General features: G+C 56.4%; 18 protein-coding genes. 9 read left to right on the top strand and 9 right to left on the bottom strand.

Annotation, left to right across the window (positions count from 1 at the left end; all coding sequences use genetic code 11):
• Positions 1 to 46: 46 nt before the first annotated feature.
• The gene (pepT, locus tag L370_RS06595; protein ID WP_023335308.1) at positions 47 to 1,270 is read right to left on the bottom strand and encodes a peptidase T; all 1,224 of its coding nucleotides are present in this window, start codon (positions 1,268 to 1,270) and stop codon (positions 47 to 49) included.
• 237 nt (positions 1,271 to 1,507) lie between these two features.
• Between pepT and potA the strand changes: the two genes are divergently transcribed.
• The 4 genes from potA to potD are packed head-to-tail and all read left to right on the top strand — an operon-like array spanning position 1,508 to position 5,316.
• On the top strand, positions 1,508 to 2,656 hold the full coding sequence (potA, locus tag L370_RS06600) for a spermidine/putrescine ABC transporter ATP-binding protein PotA (RefSeq protein WP_181013003.1): 1,149 nt from the start codon (positions 1,508 to 1,510) through the stop codon (positions 2,654 to 2,656).
• Positions 2,640 to 3,497 (top strand): spermidine/putrescine ABC transporter permease PotB, encoded by an 858-nt coding sequence (gene potB, locus L370_RS06605; protein ID WP_023335306.1) that lies wholly within the window; start codon positions 2,640 to 2,642, stop codon positions 3,495 to 3,497. The genes potA and potB overlap by 17 nt, the downstream gene beginning before the upstream one ends.
• Positions 3,494 to 4,285, top strand: a complete 792-nt coding sequence (gene potC / locus L370_RS06610; RefSeq protein WP_023335305.1) for a spermidine/putrescine ABC transporter permease PotC — start codon at positions 3,494 to 3,496, stop codon at positions 4,283 to 4,285. The genes potB and potC overlap by 4 nt, the downstream gene beginning before the upstream one ends.
• Complete coding sequence (gene potD / locus L370_RS06615; protein ID WP_023335304.1) at positions 4,282 to 5,316, top strand: spermidine/putrescine ABC transporter substrate-binding protein PotD; 1,035 nt, start codon at positions 4,282 to 4,284, stop codon at positions 5,314 to 5,316. The genes potC and potD overlap by 4 nt, the downstream gene beginning before the upstream one ends.
• Positions 5,317 to 5,363: 47 nt before the next feature.
• On the opposite strand, the gene L370_RS06620 is transcribed toward potD, so the two are convergent.
• Positions 5,364 to 6,593, bottom strand: coding sequence for an EAL and HDOD domain-containing protein (locus tag L370_RS06620; protein ID WP_023335303.1), 1,230 nt, complete (start codon positions 6,591 to 6,593; stop codon positions 5,364 to 5,366).
• A 237-nt stretch (positions 6,594 to 6,830) separates the two neighbouring features.
• Between L370_RS06620 and L370_RS06625 the strand changes: the two genes are divergently transcribed.
• On the top strand, positions 6,831 to 8,762 hold the full coding sequence (locus L370_RS06625; RefSeq protein ID WP_023335302.1) for a methyl-accepting chemotaxis protein: 1,932 nt from the start codon (positions 6,831 to 6,833) through the stop codon (positions 8,760 to 8,762).
• A gap of 45 nt (positions 8,763 to 8,807) precedes the next feature.
• Here L370_RS06625 and cobB read toward each other — a convergent pair whose 3' ends face one another.
• The 5 genes from cobB to lolC are packed head-to-tail and all read right to left on the bottom strand — an operon-like array spanning position 8,808 to position 13,746.
• A complete protein-coding gene (cobB, locus tag L370_RS06630; RefSeq protein WP_023335301.1) occupies positions 8,808 to 9,629 on the bottom strand; it encodes a Sir2 family NAD+-dependent deacetylase in 822 nt (273 codons plus the stop codon).
• A gap of 14 nt (positions 9,630 to 9,643) precedes the next feature.
• On the bottom strand, positions 9,644 to 10,555 hold the full coding sequence (gene nagK / locus L370_RS06635) for an N-acetylglucosamine kinase (RefSeq protein ID WP_023335300.1): 912 nt from the start codon (positions 10,553 to 10,555) through the stop codon (positions 9,644 to 9,646).
• A gap of 53 nt (positions 10,556 to 10,608) precedes the next feature.
• Positions 10,609 to 11,853 (bottom strand): lipoprotein-releasing ABC transporter permease subunit LolE, encoded by a 1,245-nt coding sequence (gene lolE, locus L370_RS06640; RefSeq protein ID WP_023335299.1) that lies wholly within the window; start codon positions 11,851 to 11,853, stop codon positions 10,609 to 10,611.
• Positions 11,853 to 12,554 carry a lipoprotein-releasing ABC transporter ATP-binding protein LolD gene (lolD, locus tag L370_RS06645; protein ID WP_008500772.1) on the bottom strand — a complete coding sequence of 234 codons (702 nt, stop codon included), beginning with the start codon at positions 12,552 to 12,554 and terminating at the stop codon, positions 11,853 to 11,855. Before lolD ends, lolE begins: the two co-directional genes overlap by 1 nt.
• Complete coding sequence (gene lolC, locus L370_RS06650; protein ID WP_032666592.1) at positions 12,547 to 13,746, bottom strand: lipoprotein-releasing ABC transporter permease subunit LolC; 1,200 nt, start codon at positions 13,744 to 13,746, stop codon at positions 12,547 to 12,549. Before lolC ends, lolD begins: the two co-directional genes overlap by 8 nt.
• Positions 13,747 to 14,002: 256 nt before the next feature.
• On the opposite strand from lolC, the gene L370_RS06655 reads away from it, so the two are divergent.
• The 3 genes from L370_RS06655 to L370_RS06665 all read left to right on the top strand — a co-directional run bounded on the left by L370_RS06655 (position 14,003) and on the right by L370_RS06665 (position 20,296).
• Entirely contained in the window at positions 14,003 to 15,076 is a 1,074-nt protein-coding gene (locus L370_RS06655) for an acyltransferase family protein (RefSeq protein ID WP_023335296.1), read from the top strand.
• A 149-nt stretch (positions 15,077 to 15,225) separates the two neighbouring features.
• Positions 15,226 to 18,672 (top strand): transcription-repair coupling factor, encoded by a 3,447-nt coding sequence (gene mfd, locus L370_RS06660; protein WP_023335295.1) that lies wholly within the window; start codon positions 15,226 to 15,228, stop codon positions 18,670 to 18,672.
• A gap of 658 nt (positions 18,673 to 19,330) precedes the next feature.
• Entirely contained in the window at positions 19,331 to 20,296 is a 966-nt protein-coding gene (locus L370_RS06665) for a L,D-transpeptidase LdtC (protein WP_023335294.1), read from the top strand.
• A gap of 76 nt (positions 20,297 to 20,372) precedes the next feature.
• On the opposite strand, the gene bhsA is transcribed toward L370_RS06665, so the two are convergent.
• Positions 20,373 to 20,630 (bottom strand): multiple stress resistance protein BhsA, encoded by a 258-nt coding sequence (gene bhsA, locus L370_RS06670; protein ID WP_032639138.1) that lies wholly within the window; start codon positions 20,628 to 20,630, stop codon positions 20,373 to 20,375.
• Between the two features lie 244 nt (positions 20,631 to 20,874).
• Between bhsA and comR the strand changes: the two genes are divergently transcribed.
• On the top strand, positions 20,875 to 21,510 hold the full coding sequence (gene comR, locus L370_RS06675; protein ID WP_023335292.1) for a TetR family copper-responsive transcriptional repressor ComR: 636 nt from the start codon (positions 20,875 to 20,877) through the stop codon (positions 21,508 to 21,510).
• A gap of 59 nt (positions 21,511 to 21,569) precedes the next feature.
• Here comR and L370_RS06680 read toward each other — a convergent pair whose 3' ends face one another.
• Positions 21,570 to 22,109: a glycine zipper 2TM domain-containing protein gene (locus tag L370_RS06680; protein WP_023335291.1), complete on the bottom strand. Its 540-nt coding sequence runs from the start codon at positions 22,107 to 22,109 to the stop codon at positions 21,570 to 21,572.
• Between the last annotated feature and the right edge of the window lie 108 nt (positions 22,110 to 22,217).

The raw sequence follows: 22,217 nt of genomic DNA, 5'->3' as shown, positions 1-22,217 counted from the left end.
CATTCGGATCGTAGGCCCGGTAAGCGCAGCGCCACCGGGCGTTTTCTTAGCGTTTAGCGGTCAACTCCGCGATCCGCACAATCACCTTCACCGCTTTTTCCATTCCTTCCAGCGTCACAAACTCGTGCTTACCATGGTAGTTGTAGCCGCCGGTAAACAGGTTCGGGCACGGCAGCCCCATAAACGACAGCTGAGAACCGTCGGTGCCGCCGCGAATCGGCTTCAGCTGCGGTTCAATATCGCAGTCGCGCATCGCCTGCTGGGCGATATCGAGAATATGCGGATGCGCCATCACCTTCTCGCGCATATTGTAATAGCTGTCTTCAATGATCAGCTCAATATAGCAATCAGGGTGTAATCCTTTACCGACCTTCTTGGCGATCTCCATCATCTTACGCTTGCGGGCTTCAAAGGCTTTGCGGTCGAAATCGCGGATGATGTAGTGCATCTGCGCGCTGTCCACGGTGCCTTTGATGCTGGTCAGGTGATAGAACCCTTCATACCCTTCGGTCTGTTCCGGGCTCTCTTCCGCCGGGACTTCCGCATGAATGCGTGACGCCAGCGACAGCGCGTTCACCATCACGCCTTTCGCCGAACCGGGGTGAACGTTGTTGCCGACAATTTTGATCGTAACAGACGCGGCATTGAAGTTTTCATACTCCAGTTCACCGACGCCGCCGCCGTCAACGGTATAGGCCCACTGCGCGTTAAAGGCCTCCACGTCGAAGTGCTTCGCCCCCTTGCCGACCTCTTCGTCCGGCGTAAAGGCCACGCGGATATCCCCGTGCGGGATATTTTTCTCTTTCAGCACCGCCAGCGCGGTCATGATCTCCGCGATACCCGCCTTGTCATCCGCCCCCAGCAGCGTTTTGCCGTCGGTGGTGATCAGCGTCTGGCCCAGCAGCTGGTGCAGAACCGGGAACATCACCGGAGAGAGCACTTCGTCGCCAATACCCAGCGCAATATCGCCGCCGCGGTAGTTTTCCACAATCTGCGGGTTCACATGTTTACCGCTAAAATCCGGAGAGGTGTCGACATGGGAGATAAAGCCAATCGCCGGAATATCGCCCTGGACATTTGCCGGCAGCGTTGCCATCACAGTGCCTTTTTCGCTTAACGTGACGTTGACCAGCCCCATGGCGTCAAGCTGCTCTTTAAGCAGGTTTAATAACTTCCACTGGCCTTCGGTGCTCGGCACCTGGCGAACACCCGGCTTAGATTGGGTATCCAGCGAAACGTACTGTAAAAAACGCTCAAGTAATTTATCCATGCAGTCACCCTCACTTTTTGTGACAACATTATCAATAAGCATCAAAACGCAAATATTGCGTCAGGTCACTTTTATCCCGCAAACGAGAATATTTTCCGTTTATATCGTTATGCGTTAATAAATGTAGCTTATGAATCAGTGACAAGGATTGGCGATTACAGGGGATTGCCGTAGAATGTCCGCCCTCATTACGAGTCACCAAGGTGGTTACACACAAACCCCGCTTCAGTCTGCTGCCTGAGGCGTCTATATGGGACAGCGCAAAAATTGAATACACAATCCCGTTCACGTTCACCGCTGGTGAAGCTGGAACGAATTCGTAAAAGCTTTGATGGCAAAGACGTCATTTCCGACCTCAATCTGACCATCAATGACGGTGAGTTTCTAACGCTGCTTGGCCCTTCCGGCTGCGGCAAAACAACCGTACTGCGCCTTATCGCCGGGCTGGAAAGCGTCGATAACGGCCATATCCATCTTGAAAACCAGGACATCACCCGGGTTCCTGCCGAAGATCGCCACGTCAATACCGTCTTTCAGAGCTATGCCCTGTTCCCGCACATGACCGTGTTTGAAAACGTGGCGTTTGGCCTGCGGATGCAAAAAACCCCGGCGAATGAGATCGAACCGCGCGTCACCGACGCCCTGCGCATGGTTCAGCTTGAGACGTTTGCCCAGCGTAAACCCCATCAGCTTTCCGGCGGCCAACAGCAGCGCGTGGCCATTGCCCGCGCCGTCGTCAACAAGCCGCGTCTGCTCCTGCTGGATGAATCCCTCTCTGCGCTGGATTACAAGCTGCGCAAGCAGATGCAGAACGAGCTTAAAGCCCTGCAGCGCAAGCTCGGCATTACCTTTGTCTTCGTCACCCACGATCAGGAAGAGGCCCTGACCATGTCCGACCGCATCGTGGTGATGCGCGACGGCAAAATCGAGCAGGACGGCACGCCGCGCGAAATCTACGAAGAGCCGAAGAATCTGTTTGTCGCCAGCTTCATTGGCGAGATCAATATTTTCGACGCCACGGTGATTGAGCGTCTGGACGACCAGCGCGTGCGCGCCAGCGTCGAAGGACGCGAGTGCAATATCACGGTGAATTTCCCCGTCGAAAAGGGACAAAAGCTCAACGTTCTGCTCCGCCCGGAAGATCTGCGCGTCGACGAAATTCACGGCAACACCGAGGCCGAAGGACTTATCGGCTATATCCGCGAGCGCAACTACAAAGGGATGACGCTGGAATCCGTCGTCGAGCTGGAGAACGGCAAAATGGTAATGGTCAGCGAGTTCTTTAACGAAGACGACCCTGACTTCGACCACTCTCTCGACCAGAAAATGGTTATCAACTGGGTAGAAAGCTGGGAGGTTGTGCTGGCTGATGAAGAACACAAGTAAATTCCAGAATGTGGTGATCGCCACGATCGTCGGTTGGCTTGTGCTGTTTGTCTTTTTACCCAACCTGATGATCGTTGCTACCAGCTTCCTGACCCGCGACGACGCTAACTTCGTTTCACTGGTCTTTACGCTGGACAACTACGCGCGCCTGCTCGATCCGCTCTATTTTGACGTGCTGCTGCACTCGCTCAATATGGCGCTGATTGCCACCGTTGCCTGCCTGGTGCTGGGTTATCCCTTCGCATGGTTCCTCGCGGGCCTGCCGCAAAAGGTGCGGCCCCTGCTGCTGTTTTTACTGATTGTTCCCTTCTGGACGAACTCGCTTATCCGTATTTATGGCCTGAAGATTTTCCTCAGCACAAAGGGCTATCTCAATGAGTTTCTGCTGTGGCTGGGGGTGATTGATACGCCGATCCGTATTATGTTCACCCCGAGCGCGGTGATTGTCGGGCTGGTCTACATCCTGCTGCCGTTTATGGTGATGCCACTTTACTCCAGCATTGAGAAGCTGGATAAACCGCTGCTGGAAGCGGCAAAAGATCTGGGTGCCAGCAGGCTGCAGACCTTTATCCGCATCATTATTCCGCTGACGATGCCGGGCATTATCGCAGGCTGTCTGCTGGTGATGCTCCCGGCGATGGGCTTGTTCTATGTGTCGGATCTGATGGGCGGTGCGAAAAACCTGCTGATCGGTAACGTCATCAAGAGCCAGTTCCTGAACATCCGCGACTGGCCGTTCGGCTCCGCCACCAGCATTACGCTAACGGTGGTCATGGGCCTGATGCTGCTGGTCTACTGGCGCGCCTCACGCTTGCTGAATAAAAAGGTGGAACTCGAATGATCGGTCGACTGCTTCGCGGCGGTTTTATGACCGCCATTTATGCCTGGCTCTATATCCCGATCGTTATTTTGATCGTGAACTCATTCAACAGTTCACGCTTCGGGATTAACTGGCAGGGCTTTACCACTAACTGGTACAGCCTGCTGATGAACAATGACAGTCTCCTGCAGGCCGCGCAGCACTCGCTGACGATGGCGATCTTCTCCGCCACCTTCGCGACGCTGATTGGCTCGCTCACCGCCGTGGCGCTCTACCGCTATCGCTTTCGCGGCAAACCGTTCGTCAGCGGCATGCTGTTTGTGGTGATGATGTCACCGGACATCGTAATGGCCATTTCGCTGCTGGTGCTGTTTATGCTGCTGGGCGTACAGCTTGGCTTCTGGTCGCTGCTGTTTTCCCATATCACCTTCTGCCTGCCGTTTGTGGTGGTGACCGTCTTTGCGCGTCTTAAAGGGTTCGACGTGCGTATGCTGGAGGCGGCGAAAGATCTGGGCGCCAGCGAGATGACCATCCTGCGTAAAATCATTCTGCCGCTGGCGATGCCCGCCGTGGCGGCCGGATGGCTGCTTAGCTTTACCCTGTCGATGGATGACGTAGTCGTGTCCTCCTTCGTCACCGGTCCGAGCTATGAAATTCTGCCGTTGAAGATCTATTCAATGGTGAAAGTCGGCGTCTCACCGGAGGTGAACGCGCTGGCGACCATTCTGCTGGTGTTTTCGCTGGTTCTGGTGATTGCCAGCCAGGTTATTGCTCGTGATAAAACAAAATCTCAGGGGACAATGAAATGAAAAAAATGCTCGCCGCTGCGGCGCTGGTGCTTGGCATGGGTGCCGCGCACGCTGATGACAGCAAAACGCTCTACTTCTACAACTGGACCGAATACGTGCCGCCGGGCCTGCTGGAACAGTTCACAAAGGAGACGGGCATCAAGGTGATCTACTCGACCTACGAGTCGAATGAAACCATGTACGCCAAGCTGAAAACCTACAAAGACGGCGCGTACGATCTGGTCGTGCCTTCCACCTACTTTGTCGACAAAATGCGTAAAGAGGGCATGATCCAGAAGATCGACAAAACGAAGCTAGCTAATTTTTCAAACCTCGATCCGGAGATGCTCAACAAGCCGTTCGACCCGAATAACGACTACTCCATTCCGTACATCTGGGGGGCAACCGCGATTGGCGTGAACAGTGATGCCGTCGATCCGAAGTCGGTCACCAGCTGGGCCGACCTGTGGAAACCAGAGTACAAGGGTAGCCTGCTGTTAACCGACGACGCGCGTGAAGTGTTCCAGGTCGCGCTGCGCAAGCTGGGCTATTCGGGTAACACGACGGATCCCAAAGAGATCGAAGCGGCGTATAACGAGCTGAAAAAGCTGATGCCTAACGTGGCGGCGTTCAACTCTGATAACCCGGCAAACCCGTATATGGAAGGCGAAGTGAATCTGGGGATGGTGTGGAACGGCTCCGCGTACGTGGCCCGCCAGGCCGGGACACCGCTTGAGGTGGTCTGGCCGAAAGAAGGCGGGATCTTCTGGATGGACAGCCTTGCGATCCCCGCCAACGCGAAAAACGTTGAAGGGGCGCATAAGCTGATTAACTTCCTGCTGCGCCCGGACGTGGCGAAACAGGTTGCCGAGACGATAGGCTACCCGACGCCAAACCTCGCCGCACGCAAGCTGCTGAAGCCTGAGGTAGCTAACGATAAATCGCTCTATCCGGATGCCGAAACCATCAGCAAAGGTGAATGGCAGAACGATGTCGGTGACGCCAGCCGCCTCTACGAAGAGTATTATCAGAAATTAAAAGCGGGGCGCTAAACGGTATCGCGTTCTTCCTCGCGCCGCCCGTACGGCGTGAGGAAGAATCAACTGACCGCATTCTCCCCTGCCCAGATCGTCGCCTTTCTCATCGCCTCAACCACGTCCTCATCGGACAAACCCAGCGCCTGACGAACCCGGGTTGCCTCGTCCCACTGCTGCTGTTCATAGTAACGGCAAAGGCTCACCATATCGGCCAGACGTCCCTCCTGGTGACACAGCGCATTGCTCACGCTTTGCGGCACCGCAATTTGCTTCATCAACTCTGCCATCGGCAGCTCAAGGAGGGTATCGAGCAGAGAGAACAGGCCGCACATGAAGGCATTTTCAGCCAGCGCGGGCTCTTTCATCGTCTCAGCTATCAGCTCACAGAACTTACCGCGCATCATACTCAGCGGGTAAAGCTCGCTGACGGTGTCATTGCCCGCGCTGGCGAGGACCACGACCGCAGCAAACCGCCTCAGCTGGTTTTCCCCGAGGTATCTGAGCACTTCACTCAGGGTTAACTTACTGAAATTACAGGCACCGACATGTTTAAATGCGGTGTGTTTCATGTAGCGCATGATCTTATAGGACAGCGTGAGGTCGGTTTTAATCAACGACTCGACGATCCGAAAATCGGGTTTATTGCGCCCAACCTCCATTTGCAGCCGAAAAATCGCCAGCTGATTTTGCGATAGCCGTTTATATTTAATGACCTCCGGACGGCAGAAAAAATAGCCCTGAAAAAGAGAAAAGCCTTCTTTCCGGTATTGTTCGAATTCCTCTTTAGTCTCAATTTTTTCAGCGAGATATTTAATATGCCCGGTCAGATGTTTACGCTCTTTCAGATACGCTTTAATTTGCGCTAAGGAATAATTTCTGACGTCGAATTTCAGTATCGAAATATAGGGTAAAAAAGCATCCCATTCAGGTGCAAGGGTGAAATCATCAAGCGCAAACTGATAGCCGTGCGCATTCATCTCGCTGACGGCCTGCAGCAGTTCAGCCCCTGGCACCGCATCTTCAAGGATCTCAATGACCACGCTCTCTTTATCGAGCGCTTCTCCGCTGCGGTCAATGACCATTCGTGAAGGGAAATTAATAAACGACGTGTGCATCCCGGCAATGCGCTGGGACGGCACACATAAAAACTGGTCCGATATCATTCTGGATGTGGCATATTCCGCCGACACATCCGGAAAACGGTTTGTCATCCCATCTCTGAAGAGCAGCTCATAGGCCACCGTCTTCATCTCAGGGTTAAAAATGGGTTGTCGCGCAATAAATCCGTACATATCCCATCCTCCTCTACACCTTTATATTTATTAGCATCCTCTTTCTACACCACGATAACGAGCATTATCGAGCGCTATTTTGATTGAATGCACAAAATAAAAGCATCCACACTAATTAACGGGATTTAATATTAAGGAATTTAAATTAAATATATCCGGCGCTCTACAGAAAGAGGACGAAATATCCGATAAGTACTGAGTGCCTGCCCGACATGCACGCCATTACGGGAGAAGAGAATGAAAGACGCCATGGTCCGAAAACAAAAAATAAGAGTCAAGACGTTGATGCTATTGTCCATTTTCCTCACCGTGACGGTGGGCTTTACGGCAACGATCGGGTTTATGATGTGGCAGTGGATGGCACAGCAGGAGGTTCTGGCCAAAAAACATATCCGCCAGATTGCCGAGGTGCAATCGTTGCAGGTCAGCAAGCAGCTGGATTCTGCCCTGACCGCCGCCCGAGACATGGGCAACAGCGCCCTGGCGCTGCGCGAGGCGGGCGTATCCGATCGCCAGAGTCTGAACCAGCTGCTCATCCACTACCTTTCGGCTCACCCGCAGTTTCTTTCTATGTCGATGGCCTTTGAGCCCAACGCGTTCGACGATAAAGATGCCGCCTGGGCCGGTCAGACCGGTGAAGATCCTACCGGGCGCTACGCCCGCTACGTTGACCGGGACGCCACCGGCAAACCGGCATTACACCTGCTGACGGACATCGAAACCCCCGGCAGCGGTGATTATTATCTGCTGCCGAAACAACGGCATAAAGATGTGATCATCGAGCCCTATATTTATCCCTACAACGGCGTGGACGTGATGCTCACCTCGATTGCCGCCCCCATCATGCGTGACGGTCAGTTCCTGGGCTCGGTCACCTCTGACTTCTCGCTCGCCACGCTGCAATCGACGATCGGCGCGATTAAACCGTGGAACGGCACAGGCTACGCCCTGCTCCTTTCAGCGGGTAATAACGTGGTGTCCAGCCCGGACAAGCGCGCGGCAGGTAAGCCTTACGCCGGTCAGATTACCGGTCATGACGTCACCCGGGTAAACGATCCGCTGCTGAAGGAAGACGTGTTCATCACCTGGCAGAAGATCGCCGTCGGTAATAGCCAGACGCCGTGGAAACTCGCCATTATCACCCCGGTCAGCGAAGTGATGGCCGAAGCGCGCGCATTTTTACTAAAAGCCATCATCCTGATGGTGTTAAGCATCGTTGCGGTTAGCATGGTCATGGCGCAGATTTTTACCCGTAAAGTTGACCGTCCGGTCGGGGGTGAGCCTTCGGAAGCCGCCGGGATCGCCCTGGCCGTTGCCCGGGGAGAGCTGAACAACACCATCCCGGTACGTTCCGGGGATACCCACAGCATTTTTTATGCCCTGCACACCATGCAGATGCAGCTCAAGCGCATCGTCGACAATATCAGCGAAGCCAGCCATTCCGTGCACGGCGGCACCAGCGAAATTTCGGCGGGCAATCTTGACCTCGCCTCGCGAACCGAAGAACAGGCGGCGGCGATTGTTGAAACGGCAGCCAGCATGGAAGAGATTTCGGTCACGGTGAAAAATAACGCCGACAACGCCCACAAGGCGACGACGCTGACCGATCGCGCCGCGAGCCTCGCCGGGCATGGCGAAACGCTGGTGAACGACGTGGTCGTTGTGATCGGAGAGATTGACGAGAGCGCGCGTAAGATCGGTGAGATTAACAGTATTGTCGACGGCATCGCCTTCCAGACCAATATCCTGGCGCTGAATGCTGCCGTTGAAGCGGCGCGGGCTGGCGAACAGGGGCGCGGCTTCGCGGTTGTCGCAGGGGAAGTGCGCAATCTTGCCCAGCGAAGCGCCAACGCGGCAAAAGAGATCTCTCAGCTAATTGCCGAGTCCTCAGGCCGCGTAAGCAAAGGCGTTGAGCTGGTCAATGAGACCGGGGTGATGATGAAACAGGTGATTGAAGCGGTGTCGCACGTGCATCTGGTCATTAACGATATCGTTCAGGCGCTGGACGAGCAAAATCGGGGGATTAGCCAGGTCAGCACCGCCGTTAACCAGATGGACAGCACGACCCAGCAGAACGCCTCTCTGGTTCAGCAGATCTCCGCGGCAGCGCTCTCGCTGGATGAGCAGGCTAAATCGCTGGAGAAGACGCTGGCGTTCTTCCATTCATAACTAAACGGGCACCCGCTGGACGGGTGCCCGTTTACTCTCTTACCCTTACAGCCCTTTCAGCAGCTTGTCGACAAACGCCGGGACGACCGCGCTTGCCAGACCGTAGTGTTTCTCTTCAAACTCGCTGCCTACCAGGCTTGGCTCAAGGTTCAGTTCAACCGTATGCGCACCATGCAGTCGCGCTTCGTGGACAAACCCCGCCGCCGGGTAAACATGACCGGAGGTGCCGATGGCGATAAACACGTCAGCCATCGCCAGCGCGCTGTAGATCTCATCCATGCCCAGCGGCATTTCGCCGAACCAGACCACGTGCGGGCGCAGGCGCGACGGGAACTGGCAGCAGTGGCACTTATCCTCTGGCAGCACGTCCTCTTTCCAGTCCAGCACCTGGCCGCTCCAGGCGCAACGAACCTTGAGCAGCTCGCCGTGCATGTGGATGATGTTCTTGTTGCCGGCCCGCTCGTGCAGGTTGTCGATATTCTGCGTTACCAGCAGAAAACGATCGCCCAGCGCCTCTTCCAGCTTCGCCAGCGCCAGATGCGCCGCATTCGGCGCGACCTCAGGCTGCTGAAGCTGACGGCGGCGGGCGTTGTAAAACGCCTGGACGAGATCCGGATCGCGGGCAAAGCCTTCCGGCGTGGCCACATCCTCCACGCGGTGCTCTTCCCACAGCCCGTCCGCCGCTCGGAAGGTTCGAATTCCTGACTCGGCGGAGATCCCCGCTCCGGTCAGCACCACCACTCTGGGTTTATCCATCGCTTCTGGCATCATTCTGTCTCTGAAAAAGATCCGCTGGCGCAAGCGCTCACGTAAGCGGCGTTTGTTTTTGCGAAAACGGCTGAGTCGACCCTGGCGACGCGACAGCATAGAAACCTCGTAAACTAATCGGTGAGATGAAGGAATGCGGCTCCGCGCATGCCTCCTGCGTCCCCGTGTCGCGCGCGTTCAATACGCGGCACGCGGGCAACCGGCAATAAATGTCGGGGCAAACGCCCGGACAACCGTTCCGTAATCGCGGTAAAGTTTGACAGCCCTCCCCCGATCACCAGCAGATCCGGGTCGACGATGGTGAGAATATTTCCCAGACACACCGCCAGCAGATCCAGATAGCGCTCGACGTGCTCACGCGCCTGCGCATCCCCTTGCTCCCACAGGGTAATGATTTGAGGGGCCTCAAGTTTCTGATGATAGAAGTGTTCGTAAAGCCATGCAAACCCGCGACCGGAGAGATATTTCTCAATACAGCCGTGCTGGCCGCAGCCGCAGCGGGTCAGCGGGAAATCGCGCCCCACCACCTCCAGGGCATCCACCGGCAGACGGATATGGCCAAACTCGCCGGTGATGTAGCTGCGCCCGGTGATTGGCTTCCCGTTGATCACAATCCCCCCGCCGACGCCGGTACCGAGGATCAGCCCCATCACCAGCGGATAGCGGCGGAATTCATCATCCCAGGCTTCAGAGAGCGCAAAGCAGTTGGCATCGTTGTCTAAACGCACGTCGCGTTCAAGGAGGGCAGAGAGATCGGCGCGCAGCGGTTTACCGCTGGCGGCAGGCACGTTGGCGGCATACAGCGTGCCGTCGTCGGTTTCGGGCATCCCGGGAATGCCGATGCCGACGCTGCCTTTCACGCCAAAGCGTTCATCGGCCTGCACCACCAGCGCGGCAATCGCGGTTAAAAATTCGTCGTAGCTTTCGCGCGGCGTGGGAACACGGGTTTCCCACTGCAGCTTGAGGTCTTTATCAAACACGCCGAGCGCAATCTTGGTGCCGCCAATATCAAATCCATAATACATAACGCATTCCTCTTTCGACCTGGCGGCCCGAAAGCCGCTAGATCATGACGTAATTACTGGCCACTTAATACCCTCGCCGGATCAATTCGGCTTGCGCGACGCGCCGGATACCAGCTTGCCAGCAGACTCAGTAAAAGTGCTGTAACCAGCACATAAAAAACATCCAGCCAGTGCAGCTCAGACGGCAGGAAGTCAATAAAATAGATATCACCCGACAGGAACTGGTGGCCGATAAGCTTTTCGATCCCGTTGATAATGGGGGTCAGCTGCAGGGAAACCACCACGCCAATCACCACGCCGCACAGGCTGCCAAACAGCCCCGCCAGCAAACCGTACCAGACGAAGATGGCGCGAATAAGACCGTCTTTCGCCCCCAGCGTACGCAGCACGGCGATGTCGCCACTCTTGTCCTTGACCGCCATCACCAGCGTCGAGACGATATTAAAGCACGCCACACCAATCACCAGCACCATCGCCAGATACATGATGGCGCGGATCATCTGGATATCACGGTACATATACCCGTAAGTGCCGATCCAGCTTTTGATGTAGACATAGTTATTGGTCACACTGCCCGCGTCGCGGACCAGCCTGTTGGCGTTAAAGACGTCGTTCACCTTAATGGCAATCCCCGTCACGCTGTCGCCCATATCGAGATACTGGCGCGCATCTTCCATCGGCACCATGGCGAAGCTGTGATCGAGCTGACCGCTCAGCTGAAGAATACCGGTGACGTGCAGGCGCACGCGCTTAGGCTGCTGCAGCTTGTGGTCGGCGCTGGCGTTCGGGATCATGATTGACACCCAATCGCCCTGCTTCACCTTCAGGGCATCGGCAACGCCTTTACCCATGATGATCTGCTGCTCGCCGGCCTTAAAGTTGGCCCACGCGCCGTTCTGCACATAGTTTGGCAGCGCGCTGAGACGCGCTTCCTGGGCGGGGTTGACCCCTTTCACCTGAATGGCGCGCAGGTTTACCCCGCTCTCCACCAGCCCGGTAAAGTTGATATAGGGCGCGGCCGCGGCAATGCCGGGCACTTTTTCAACTTTGTTGAGCGCATCGCTCCAGTTCGTCCACGGCTGGTTGACCGGCTCGATCTCCCCGTGCGGCACCACCGCCAGAATGCGGTTGTTCAGCTCGCGCTCAAAGCCGTTCATGGCGCTTAAGCCCACAATCAGCACCGCCACGCCCAACGCAATACCGATGGTCGAGATGACGGAGATCAGCGACACCATGCCGCCGCGACGGCGGCCGCGGCTAAAACGTAAACCGATAAGTAACGATAACGGTGACGCCATTACTCTGCTCCCATCAGGGTCAGTTCCGCGTTCAAATGGCCGTCGCGCATCTCAAGCTGACGCCCCATGCGTTTTGCCAGCTGCAGATCGTGGGTCACGACCAAAAACGCGGTGCCCTGCGAGGCGTTCAGCTCGCCCAGAAGCTGGAAAATACTGTCCGCATTGCGGGCATCCAGGTTACCGGTAGGCTCATCCGCCAGCACCAGACGCGGGTTGTTGACCAGCGCACGGGCAATCGCCACGCGCTGGCGCTCGCCGCCGGAAAGCTCAGAGGGACGGTGGTTACCGCGATGGCCCAGCCCTACCGCTTTCAGCATGTCGCTGGCGCGAGCGTTAATTTCTGCCGGTTTCTTTTTGCCAATCAGCAGCGGCATCGCCACGTTTTCCAGCGCCGTGAAATCCGGCAGCAGGTGGTGGAACTGGTAGATAAAGCCCAGCTCGCGGTTACGCAGCTCGGCCTTCGCCGCGGAGGACATTTTGCTCATCGGCTGGCCGGAGAAAATCACGTCGCCGTTGGTTGGCGTATCCAGCCCGCCCAGCAGATGCAGCAGGGTACTTTTCCCCGAGCCGGAGCTGCCGACAATCGCCATCATCTCGCCTTCACCCACGCTGAAGCTCACATTGTGCAGCACGTCAGTTTGCACAGTGCCTTCCTGATAGCGTTTGGACAGGTTGTCGCATTGCAACAGGATCTTATTCATAACGTAAAGCCTCAGCGGGTTGAGTGGCGGCGGCGCGCCAGGAAGGATAAAGCGTAGAAAGCAGCGCAATGGCCATCGCGGCCAGCGCAATACCGACCACCTGCAGCGGCTCGATAGCCACCGGCAGCGCCGCGCCGTCAAGCAGCGCGCCGATGATCGGCATTAAGTTATTAAGCTGGCTGGCAAGCAATGCCCCCAGCACGGCACCGAGCAGCGCGCCGATGATGCCTGCGCTGGCCCCCTGCACCATAAACACCGCCATGATCTGGCGCGGCGTGAGCCCCTGGGTTTGCAGAATGGCGACTTCGCCCTGCTTCTCCATTACCATCAGGCCCAGCGAGGTGATGATGTTAAAGGCGGCCACGGCCACGATCAGGCTCAGCAGCAGCCCCATCATGTTTTTCTCCATGCGCACGGCCTGGAACAGCTCGCCTTTACGCTCGCGCCAGTCCTGCCATTTCGTGCCGTCCGGCAGGCTTTGCTGGCTGAGGGTATCGACCTTCAGCGGCTGATCGAGCCACAGGCGCCAGCCGGTGATATTCCCTGCCGGGTAGCGCATCAGGCGTGAAGCATCCTGAATGTTGACCAGCATCTGGTAGCCATCGACTTCGCTGTTAGCGGCAAAGGTACCAATCACGTTGAACAGGCGCTGGCTTGGCAGGCGCCCCATCGGCGTAAACTGGCTGGCAGAAGGGACCATCACGCGCAGCTGATCGCCACGGTTGACGCCAAGCTGACCGGCAAGCTGTTCACCCAGAATCACGTTGTATTTTCCGGCCTCCAGATCGGTCTGCTTCACGTTAACCAGATACGGCGTCAGCGGATCGTTTTGCGCCGGGTCAATACCCAGCATCACGCCGACCGCCACGCTGCGGGCGCTTTGCAGCACCACGTCGCCGGTCGTCAACGGCGCAACGCGCGTGACGCCCTGTAACTTCGCCGCGCTTTCCGGCAGCTGTTGCGGGTTAACCGAACCATTGGATGATGAGAGAACGGCCTGCGGCATCAGCCCCAGGATGTTGTTTTGCAGCTCGCGTTCGAAGCCATTCATGACGGAAAGCACCGTCACCAGTGCCATCACGCCAAGCGTAATGCCAATAGTCGAAAGCCAGGAGACAAAGCGACCGAAGCGGTCCGCGGCGCGCCCACGCATGTAACGTAAGCCTATGAAGAGTGCGACAGGTTGATACATGAAATCCGTCTGTTTGCTGATAGCAGACCCACGAGTATATAAGCGAATCCGTTAAGCGTAAATGACTGAAACCGTAAGCTTTGGTAATCATTTTTCCGAAAAATTCAGATAAATCAGGGTGCTATTGTCGGAATACTCGCCTCGCACCCTCCACCTTTTCCGAAAAACCTCCTGATACAGACTGTTACCCATTACATCCTGGCTTCGTTTTACAACAATTGTTCGTTCGTTTATGGCAAAAAGGTAGTGGCGAACAATGAAGCAAAAAGCATTATGGATTAACCAGATAAAAGGGCTGTGTATCTGCCTGGTGGTTATCTATCATTCGGTGATCACGTTTTATCCGCATCTGATCGGGCTGCAACACCCGCTCTCCGGCCTTCTCGCCAAATGTTGGGTCTATTTTAACCTCTATCTCGCACCGTTTCGTATGCCGGTCTTCTTCTTCATCTCCGGCTATTTGATCCGTCGTTATATTGACGAGGTGGACTGGCGAACCAGTCTCGACAAACGGATCTGGAGCATTGTCTGGGTCCTGGCGCTGTGGGGCGTTCTGCAATGGCAGGCGTTGACCCACCTGAACGCCTGGCTGGCACCCGAACGCGAGCTTGCCACCTCGTCGAACGCGGCCTACGCCGACTCGTTCTCAGGCTTTGTGCTGGGGATGGTCACTGCCAGCACCAGCCTGTGGTACCTGTATGCGCTGGTGGTCTACTTCACGCTGTGTAAACTGTTGAGCCGCTGGAAGCTGCCGGTACTTGGACTGCTGGCGCTGGCAAGCATCGCGATTAACTTCCTGCCGCTGCCGTGGTGGGGGATGAACAGCGTGGTACGTAACATGATCTACTACAGCCTCGGGGCGTGGTATGGCGCAGAGCTGATGGCGTGGATGAAAAGCGTCAACCTGCGCCGCATCTGGCTGGCAGCCGGCGCTTTCGCCGCCGTCTCCGTGGTGCTGTGGTTTGCTAACGTTCCGCTGCTGCTCTCATTGCTGTCGATTGTGCTGATTATGAAGCTATTCTACAGCCTTGAGCAGCGCTATGCCGTTCACCCGAACAATCTGCTGAACGTGATTGGCTCCAATACCATTGCGATTTATACCACCCACCGCATCCTGATTGAGGCCATTAGCCTGTTCCTGATTGGCGAGATGAATGCCGCATATTGGCCGGTCTGGGCCGAGCTGGGCTTAATCCTGGTCTACCCGTTTGCCAGCCTGCTGATCTGTACCCTTGCCGGGCTTGGGGTGCGTAAACTCTCCACCGCGCTGTTTGGGGATATTTTCTTCTCTCCTCCGTCTTCGCTGCCCCTGTCACCTTCTACGCGTTAATGCCCTCTCCGCCCCTGTTTCGGGGGCGTTTAGCCCTGCCGTGCGGTTACGATTTGCTTATGTAAAACGATCGAGGATAATAAAGACATTGCGTATCAGTGATATGCCCCAATACTGTTGGTATATCCATAAGAGACTCTGACATAGCCATGCCTGAACACTATCGTTATTCCTTGCCTGTCAAAGCGGGCGACCAGCGCCAGCTGGGTGAACTCACGGGTGCGGCGTGCGCCACGCTGGTAGCGGAAATCGCCGAGCGTCATCCTGGCCCGGTGATCCTGGTTGCCCCGGATATGCAAAATGCCCTGCGCCTGCACGACGAAATTCGCCAGTTCACCGATAGCCTGGTGTTCAGCCTGGCCGACTGGGAAACGCTGCCCTATGACAGCTTCTCTCCGCATCAGGAGATTATCTCCTCGCGCCTGTCGACGCTCTATCAACTCCCGACCATGCAGCGCGGCGTGCTGATTGTGCCGGTAAATACCCTGATGCAGCGCGTCTGTCCGCACAGCTATCTGCACGGTCACGCGCTGGTGATGAAAAAAGGCCAGCGCCTGTCCCGTGATGCCCTGCGCGCGCAGCTTGACGGTGCCGGCTATCGCCACGTCGACCAGGTGATGGAGCACGGGGAATACGCGACCCGCGGCGCGCTGCTCGATCTTTACCCGATGGGCAGCGACCAGCCGTATCGTCTGGACTTTTTTGATGACGAAATCGACAGCCTGCGCGTGTTCGACGCTGACACGCAGCGCACGCTGGAGGAAGTAGAGTCCATCAATTTACTGCCCGCGCATGAGTTCCCCACGGACAAAACCGCTATCGAACTGTTCCGCAGCCAGTGGCGCGATAAGTTCGAGGTGAAGCGCGACGCGGAACATATTTATCAGCAGGTCAGTAAAGGCACGCTTCCTGCCGGGATCGAATACTGGCAGCCGCTGTTCTTCAACGAGCCGCTGCCCGCCCTGTTCAGCTACTTCCCGGCGAACACGCTGATTGTTAACACCGGGGATATCGACGCCAGCGCCAGCCGCTTTGAAAGCGAAACCCGCGCCCGCTTTGAAAACCGTGGCGTTGACCCAATGCGTCCGCTGCTGCCGCCGGAAGCGCTGTGGCTGCGCACCGACGAGCTCAACGCCGAGCTGAAGCGCTGGCCGCGCATGCAGCTGAAAACCGATTCGCTTGCCGATAAGGCCGCCAACACCAACCTCGCCTTCCGGACGCTGCCGGACCTGGCCGTTCAGGCGCAGCAGAAATCCCCGCTGGATAATCTGCGCAAGTTCCTGGAGTCCTTTACCGGCCCGGTGGTGTTCTCCGTTGAGAGCGAAGGCCGCCGCGAAGCGTTAGGTGAGCTGCTGGGACGCATTAAGGTGGCGCCGAAGCGCATCCTGCGTCTGAGCGAGGCGACCGGAAACGGTCGTTACCTGATGATTGGTGCCGCCGAGCACGGGTTCATCGACACGCTCAACAACCTGGCGCTGATTTGCGAAAGCGACCTGCTGGGCGAGCGCGTCGCGCGTCGCCGTCAGGACAGCCGGCGGACCATCAACCCGGACACGCTGATCCGTAACCTGGCCGAGCTGCATCCGGGCCAGCCGATTGTTCACCTGGAACACGGCGTTGGGCGCTATCAGGGGATGACCACGCTGGAAGCGGGCGGCATCAAAGGTGAATACCTGATGCTGACCTACGCTAACGACGCCAAACTGTATGTCCCGGTCTCCTCCCTCCATCTGATCAGCCGCTACGCGGGAGGCGCCGAAGACAATGCGCCGCTGCACAAGCTGGGCGGCGATGCCTGGGCGCGCGCGCGCCAGAAGGCGGCGGAAAAAGTGCGCGACGTGGCGGCCGAGCTGCTGGATATCTACGCCCAGCGCGCGGCCAAACAGGGCTTCGCCTTTAAGCATGATAAAGAACAGTACCAGCTGTTCTGCGACAGCTTCCCGTTTGAAACCACGCCGGATCAGGCCCAGGCCATCAACGCCGTGCTGAGCGACATGTGCCAGCCGCTGGCAATGGACCGCTTAGTCTGCGGCGACGTCGGCTTCGGCAAAACCGAAGTGGCGATGCGCGCCGCCTTCCTTGCGGTGGAAAACAACAAGCAGGTGGCGGTGCTGGTGCCGACCACCCTGCTCGCTCAGCAGCACTTCGACAACTTCCGCGACCGTTTCGCCAACTGGCCGGTACGTATCGAGATGCTCTCGCGTTTTCGCAGTACCAAAGAACAGACCCAGATTCTGGAACAGGCCAGCGAGGGTAAAATCGACATTCTGATCGGCACCCACAAGCTGCTGCAAAGCGATGTGAAGTGGAAAGATCTGGGGCTGCTGATCGTCGACGAAGAGCACCGCTTCGGGGTGCGCCACAAAGAGCGCATCAAAGCGATGCGCGCCGACGTCGATATCCTGACCCTGACCGCAACGCCTATCCCGCGAACCCTGAACATGGCAATGAGCGGCATGCGCGATCTGTCGATTATCGCCACGCCGCCGGCGCGCCGTCTGGCGGTAAAAACCTTTGTCCGCGAGTACGACAATTTGGTGGTGCGCGAAGCGATCCTGCGTGAAGTGCTGCGCGGCGGCCAGGTGTACTATCTCTACAACGACGTAGAAAACATTCAAAAAGCGGCGGACAGGCTGGCGGAGCTGGTGCCGGAAGCGCGTATCGCTATCGGTCACGGGCAGATGCGCGAGCGCGAGCTGGAGCGGGTGATGAATGATTTCCACCACCAGCGCTTCAACGTGCTGGTGTGTACCACCATCATTGAAACCGGTATTGATATCCCGACCGCGAACACGATTATTATCGAACGCGCGGATCACTTTGGTCTGGCGCAGCTGCACCAGCTGCGCGGCCGCGTCGGGCGTTCGCACCATCAGGCCTACGCCTGGCTGCTGACGCCGCATCCGAAAGCGATGACCACCGACGCGCAAAAGCGTCTGGAAGCCATCGCCTCACTGGAAGACCTTGGCGCAGGCTTTGCGCTGGCCACGCACGATCTCGAGATCCGCGGTGCCGGTGAACTGCTGGGTGAAGACCAGAGCGGCTCGATGGAGACCATCGGCTTCTCGCTCTATATGGAACTGCTGGAAAACGCGGTTGACGCCCTGAAGGCCGGACGCGAGCCGTCGCTGGAAGATCTCACCAGCCAGCAGACCGAGGTCGAGTTGCGTATGCCTTCCCTGCTGCCGGACGATTTCATTCCGGACGTGAATACCCGTCTCTCATTCTACAAGCGTATCGCCAGTGCGAAGACGGAAAACGAACTGGAAGAGATTAAGGTTGAGCTGATCGACCGCTTTGGCCTGCTGCCCGATGCGGCGCGAAATCTGCTGGATATCGCTCGCCTGCGCCAGCAGGCGCAGAAGCTGGGCATTCGCAAGCTTGAAGGCAACGAAAAAGGCGGCGTGATTGAGTTCGCGGAGAAGAACCACGTCAACCCGATGTGGCTGATTGGCCTGCTGCAAAAACAGCCGCAGCATTTCCGTCTGGATGGTCCAACCCGTCTGAAATTTACCCAGGAGCTGACGGAGCGCAAAACCCGCATGGACTGGGTGCGTCACTTTATGCGTCAGCTGGAAGAGAACGCGATCGCATAACCTCCCTTTCCCCTGTTACCTGAGGAATTTCATGTAGTTTATTAACCGGAAGCGATGAAAGTTGCTTCCGGAAAATGAATAGCTTATAGCGACACCCTGGTCCGGCTGTAAATCGCTGAGGCGTTTCCTGCAGGCCGGGGCGAGGCGCAGGGATGCGCCGAGAGGGCGGGCTTTACAGGGATGTTACCTCCGCCCGTCCCCGATAAGCCGGAAGGAATAAGCCGAAGACAAAATTGCCGGGAGCAATTTTGTACAGCGCTTGCGCTGTCCCCGAAGGGGTAAGCCCCAGGGATGGGGCGAACAATCCGCGTAGCGGCGATTTACCGCCGGGAGCCCGGGTCGCCACGGTGGTGGCGATTGAGCCACCCTGGCACGTTCACAGGTCATGTCGTTACAGAGTAGCAAGGAACATAAAGTGAACGGAATGACCACCAGAGCCGTATGTTCCCCCTCACCCCAGCCCTCTCCCTCAAGGGAGAGGGGGTCGTCCGTGCAGGCATTATTTTATGGGGATTCCTTCCCCTGTTAGCCCAGCGCTACGGGGGGACAATTTACAAACTCTTTGCACTTCACCCGATCTTCCCGACACACCCATTCGCCATAATTATGTTTAACCCCTTATAAAACAATAACCTTATCATTTACATGGATTATGGTGATGATGACCTCTTCGCGTTTTACTCGCTGGTTAACCCTGTTTGCGCTGGCAGCCACCCTCGCGGTTGCGCTTCCCGCTCGCGCAAATACCTGGCCCCTTCCTCCGCCCGGCAGCAAGGTGGTGGGGGAAAACCGCTTTCATGTGGTTGAAAATAATGGCGGTTCACTGGAAGCCATTGCCAAAAAATATAACGTCGGTTTTCTGGCCCTGCTGCAGGCGAACCCTGGCGTCGACCCGTACGTCCCGCGCGCGGGCAGCGTGTTGACTATCCCGTTACAGGCTATTCTGCCGGACGCTCCGCGTGAGGGGATCGTTATAAATCTGGCGGAGCTGCGTCTGTACTATTACCCGCCGGGTAAAAATGAGGTGACCGTCTATCCAATTGGGATTGGTCAGCTGGGCGGCGACACCCTGACGCCGACGATGGTCACGACCGTCTCGGATAAACGCGCGAATCCAACCTGGACCCCGACGGCCAATATTCGTGCCCGTTATAAGGCCCAGGGCATCGATCTTCCTGCCGTGGTGCCGGCAGGCCCGGATAACCCGATGGGGCACCACGCGATCCGCCTGGCGGCATACGGCGGTGTCTACCTGCTGCACGGCACGAATGCGGACTTTGGCATCGGCATGCGCGTCAGCTCCGGCTGTATTCGTCTGCGCGATGACGATATCAAAACGCTGTTTAACGTCGTTACGCCGGGAACCAAAGTGAATATTATCAATACGCCGATTAAGGTTTCTGAGGAGCCGGGCGGCGTGCGGCTGGTTGAGATTCACCAGCCGTTATCGAAAAACATTGGCGACGATCCGCAGACGCTGCCCATTAACCTGAATGCCGCGATGGTAAGCTTCAAAACGAACGCGAATACCAATAGCGTAGTGATGGAGCGGGCGATGGAAGCGCGGTCAGGCATGCCGACCGACGTCACCCGGCATCACGGCGTCGTCCCGCAGTCGATGTAAATCAGAAATAAAAAAAGGCCCTGCTGAGCAGGGCCTTTTTTTATTGCAGTGGCATAAATGAGGGTTTATGCCCGGCTTATTTGTAGATGACAGCCGTGCCGTGCAGGGTGTTAGGACCGGTCACAGAGGTGATGCGGTAAGATTTAGCACCCATCTCTTGCGCTTTTTGCGCCAGCTGATCTTCCAGTGAACTCAGGTTAGTACCGGCAGACGCAGAGATTGTCCCGACTTTATGCTGGTCAGCAGGGGTGGATTGCACCTGTACAGCAGCAAAGCTTGCAAAAGAGAGTGAACTCAGAACAGCGGCAGCGATGAGGGTTTTTACGTTTTTCATGATGTTTACCTTTAGCAGATGAATTTGGAGGTCGTTAATCATTTAGTTAACGATCGATAGGTAAATCATAAATGTGATCCAGGTCACGCGTCAACATATTTTTATAACGAGCGTTAACTTAATTTTAAAATTCTTATTTTTCATACATATATGATTAATTTATTTTTAAGCATTCAGCACTGGTGGTGGGTTGTGTTTATTTTTATAATGGTCGTTCACCAAACCAACAGAGGACCAACGGCAAATGACAACCGATGTCACGAGTTGTGCGAAGAAAAGCCGTGGCCGACCAAAAGTGTTTGACAGGGATGCAGCGCTTGATAAGGCCATGACTCTCTTCTGGCAACATGGGTATGAAGCAACCTCGCTTTCCGATCTGGTAGAAGCCACCGGAGCCAAAGCGCCAACGCTGTATGCCGAATTTACCAATAAAGAGGGGCTGTTCAGGGCGGTGCTGGACAGATACATTTCGCGCTTTGCGGCGAAACACGAAGCCCAGCTGTTCTGTGAAGAGAAAAGCGTTGAACAGGCGCTTCGCGACTATTTCACTGCCGTCGCGACCTGTTTCACCAGTAAAGATACGCCTGCGGGCTGCTTTATGATTAACACCTCAGCCACCCTTGCGGCGTCCTCTAAAGAGATTGCCAATACGGTGAAATCGCGGCATGCCATGCAGGAGGAGACGCTCAGCGCATTTCTGGCTCAGCGCCAGCAGCGCGGTGAAATCCCCGCGCAGTGCAACCCTCAGCTGCTGGCGCAATACCTGAGCTGTATTTTGCAGGGGATGTCGATCAGCGCCCGTGAAGGGGCCACGCTGGAAAAACTGCAGCATATTAGCGACACCACGCTGCGGCTGTGGCCTGAGCTACTGAAAATCTGACGCAAAAAAAAGCTCCTCAGCCTGAGCGCATGAGGAGCTAAATTCAGAGAACATCTTTTTTACACTTTGTTATTCAGAACCAGCTGGCCATTTCCATCCAGTGGAATTTGCGTGCCCGGGTCTTTATCCATGCGGATTTTGCCCTGCTGATCGCCAATTTTGTACGTCACGTCATAGCCCAGCATTTTTTCCGACTTGTCATAGACGGTTTTGCAGCGTTGCTGAGTCGTGGTGTAGGTATCATTATCCTGCATCGCGCCCTGCACCTGGTTACCGGCATAGCCGCCCCCCAGCGCGCCGACCACGGTCGCCACATCTTTACCCCGGCCGCCGCCAAACTGGTGACCAATCACGCCACCCGCTACCGCCCCCAGAACAGAACCGGCAATGCGGTTTTCATCCTGGACAGGACGACGGTGCGTCACGGAGACGTTGCGGCACTCCTGACGAGGGGTTTTCACGGTTTCTTTAATCGGTGTAGCAGAAACCACCTGTGCATACTGCGGGCCGCGATCTAATACGTTGAGACTGGCAATGGCAGCCACACCTAACGCAGCCGCGACGCCAATCCCTATACCCGCCAACATTGATTTATTCACGGGACTTCCTCCTTTGTTGCTATTGGTAACAATTTTGCAATGGAGGCAACGCTTCGCCAATCAGATAAAGGATCAAAAAAGGGGCATAGCGAGGAGATATATTCTATT

This window comes from Enterobacter sp. MGH 24 (assembly GCF_000493015.1).
Taxonomy (GTDB): domain Bacteria; phylum Pseudomonadota; class Gammaproteobacteria; order Enterobacterales; family Enterobacteriaceae; genus Enterobacter.
This window is presented reverse-complemented; position numbering and strand designations above follow the sequence as displayed.

What these genes read in the sequence shown, in the direction of transcription:
- pepT (WP_023335308.1), bottom strand. Translation starts at nt 1,270, where the DNA reads ATGGATAAATTACTTGAGCGTTTTTTACAGTACGTTTCGCTGGATACC.
- potB (WP_023335306.1), top strand. Translation starts at nt 2,640, where the DNA reads ATGAAGAACACAAGTAAATTCCAGAATGTGGTGATCGCCACGATCGTC.
- potC (WP_023335305.1), top strand. Translation starts at nt 3,494, where the DNA reads ATGATCGGTCGACTGCTTCGCGGCGGTTTTATGACCGCCATTTATGCC.
- potD (WP_023335304.1), top strand. Translation starts at nt 4,282, where the DNA reads ATGAAAAAAATGCTCGCCGCTGCGGCGCTGGTGCTTGGCATGGGTGCC.
- L370_RS06620 (WP_023335303.1), bottom strand. Translation starts at nt 6,593, where the DNA reads ATGTACGGATTTATTGCGCGACAACCCATTTTTAACCCTGAGATGAAG.
- L370_RS06625 (WP_023335302.1), top strand. Translation starts at nt 6,831, where the DNA reads ATGAAAGACGCCATGGTCCGAAAACAAAAAATAAGAGTCAAGACGTTG.
- cobB (WP_023335301.1), bottom strand. Translation starts at nt 9,629, where the DNA reads ATGCTGTCGCGTCGCCAGGGTCGACTCAGCCGTTTTCGCAAAAACAAA.
- nagK (WP_023335300.1), bottom strand. Translation starts at nt 10,555, where the DNA reads ATGTATTATGGATTTGATATTGGCGGCACCAAGATTGCGCTCGGCGTG.
- lolE (WP_023335299.1), bottom strand. Translation starts at nt 11,853, where the DNA reads ATGGCGTCACCGTTATCGTTACTTATCGGTTTACGTTTTAGCCGCGGC.
- lolD (WP_008500772.1), bottom strand. Translation starts at nt 12,554, where the DNA reads ATGAATAAGATCCTGTTGCAATGCGACAACCTGTCCAAACGCTATCAG.
- lolC (WP_032666592.1), bottom strand. Translation starts at nt 13,746, where the DNA reads ATGTATCAACCTGTCGCACTCTTCATAGGCTTACGTTACATGCGTGGG.
- L370_RS06655 (WP_023335296.1), top strand. Translation starts at nt 14,003, where the DNA reads ATGAAGCAAAAAGCATTATGGATTAACCAGATAAAAGGGCTGTGTATC.
- mfd (WP_023335295.1), top strand. Translation starts at nt 15,226, where the DNA reads ATGCCTGAACACTATCGTTATTCCTTGCCTGTCAAAGCGGGCGACCAG.
- L370_RS06665 (WP_023335294.1), top strand. Translation starts at nt 19,331, where the DNA reads ATGATGACCTCTTCGCGTTTTACTCGCTGGTTAACCCTGTTTGCGCTG.
- bhsA (WP_032639138.1), bottom strand. Translation starts at nt 20,630, where the DNA reads ATGAAAAACGTAAAAACCCTCATCGCTGCCGCTGTTCTGAGTTCACTC.
- comR (WP_023335292.1), top strand. Translation starts at nt 20,875, where the DNA reads ATGACAACCGATGTCACGAGTTGTGCGAAGAAAAGCCGTGGCCGACCA.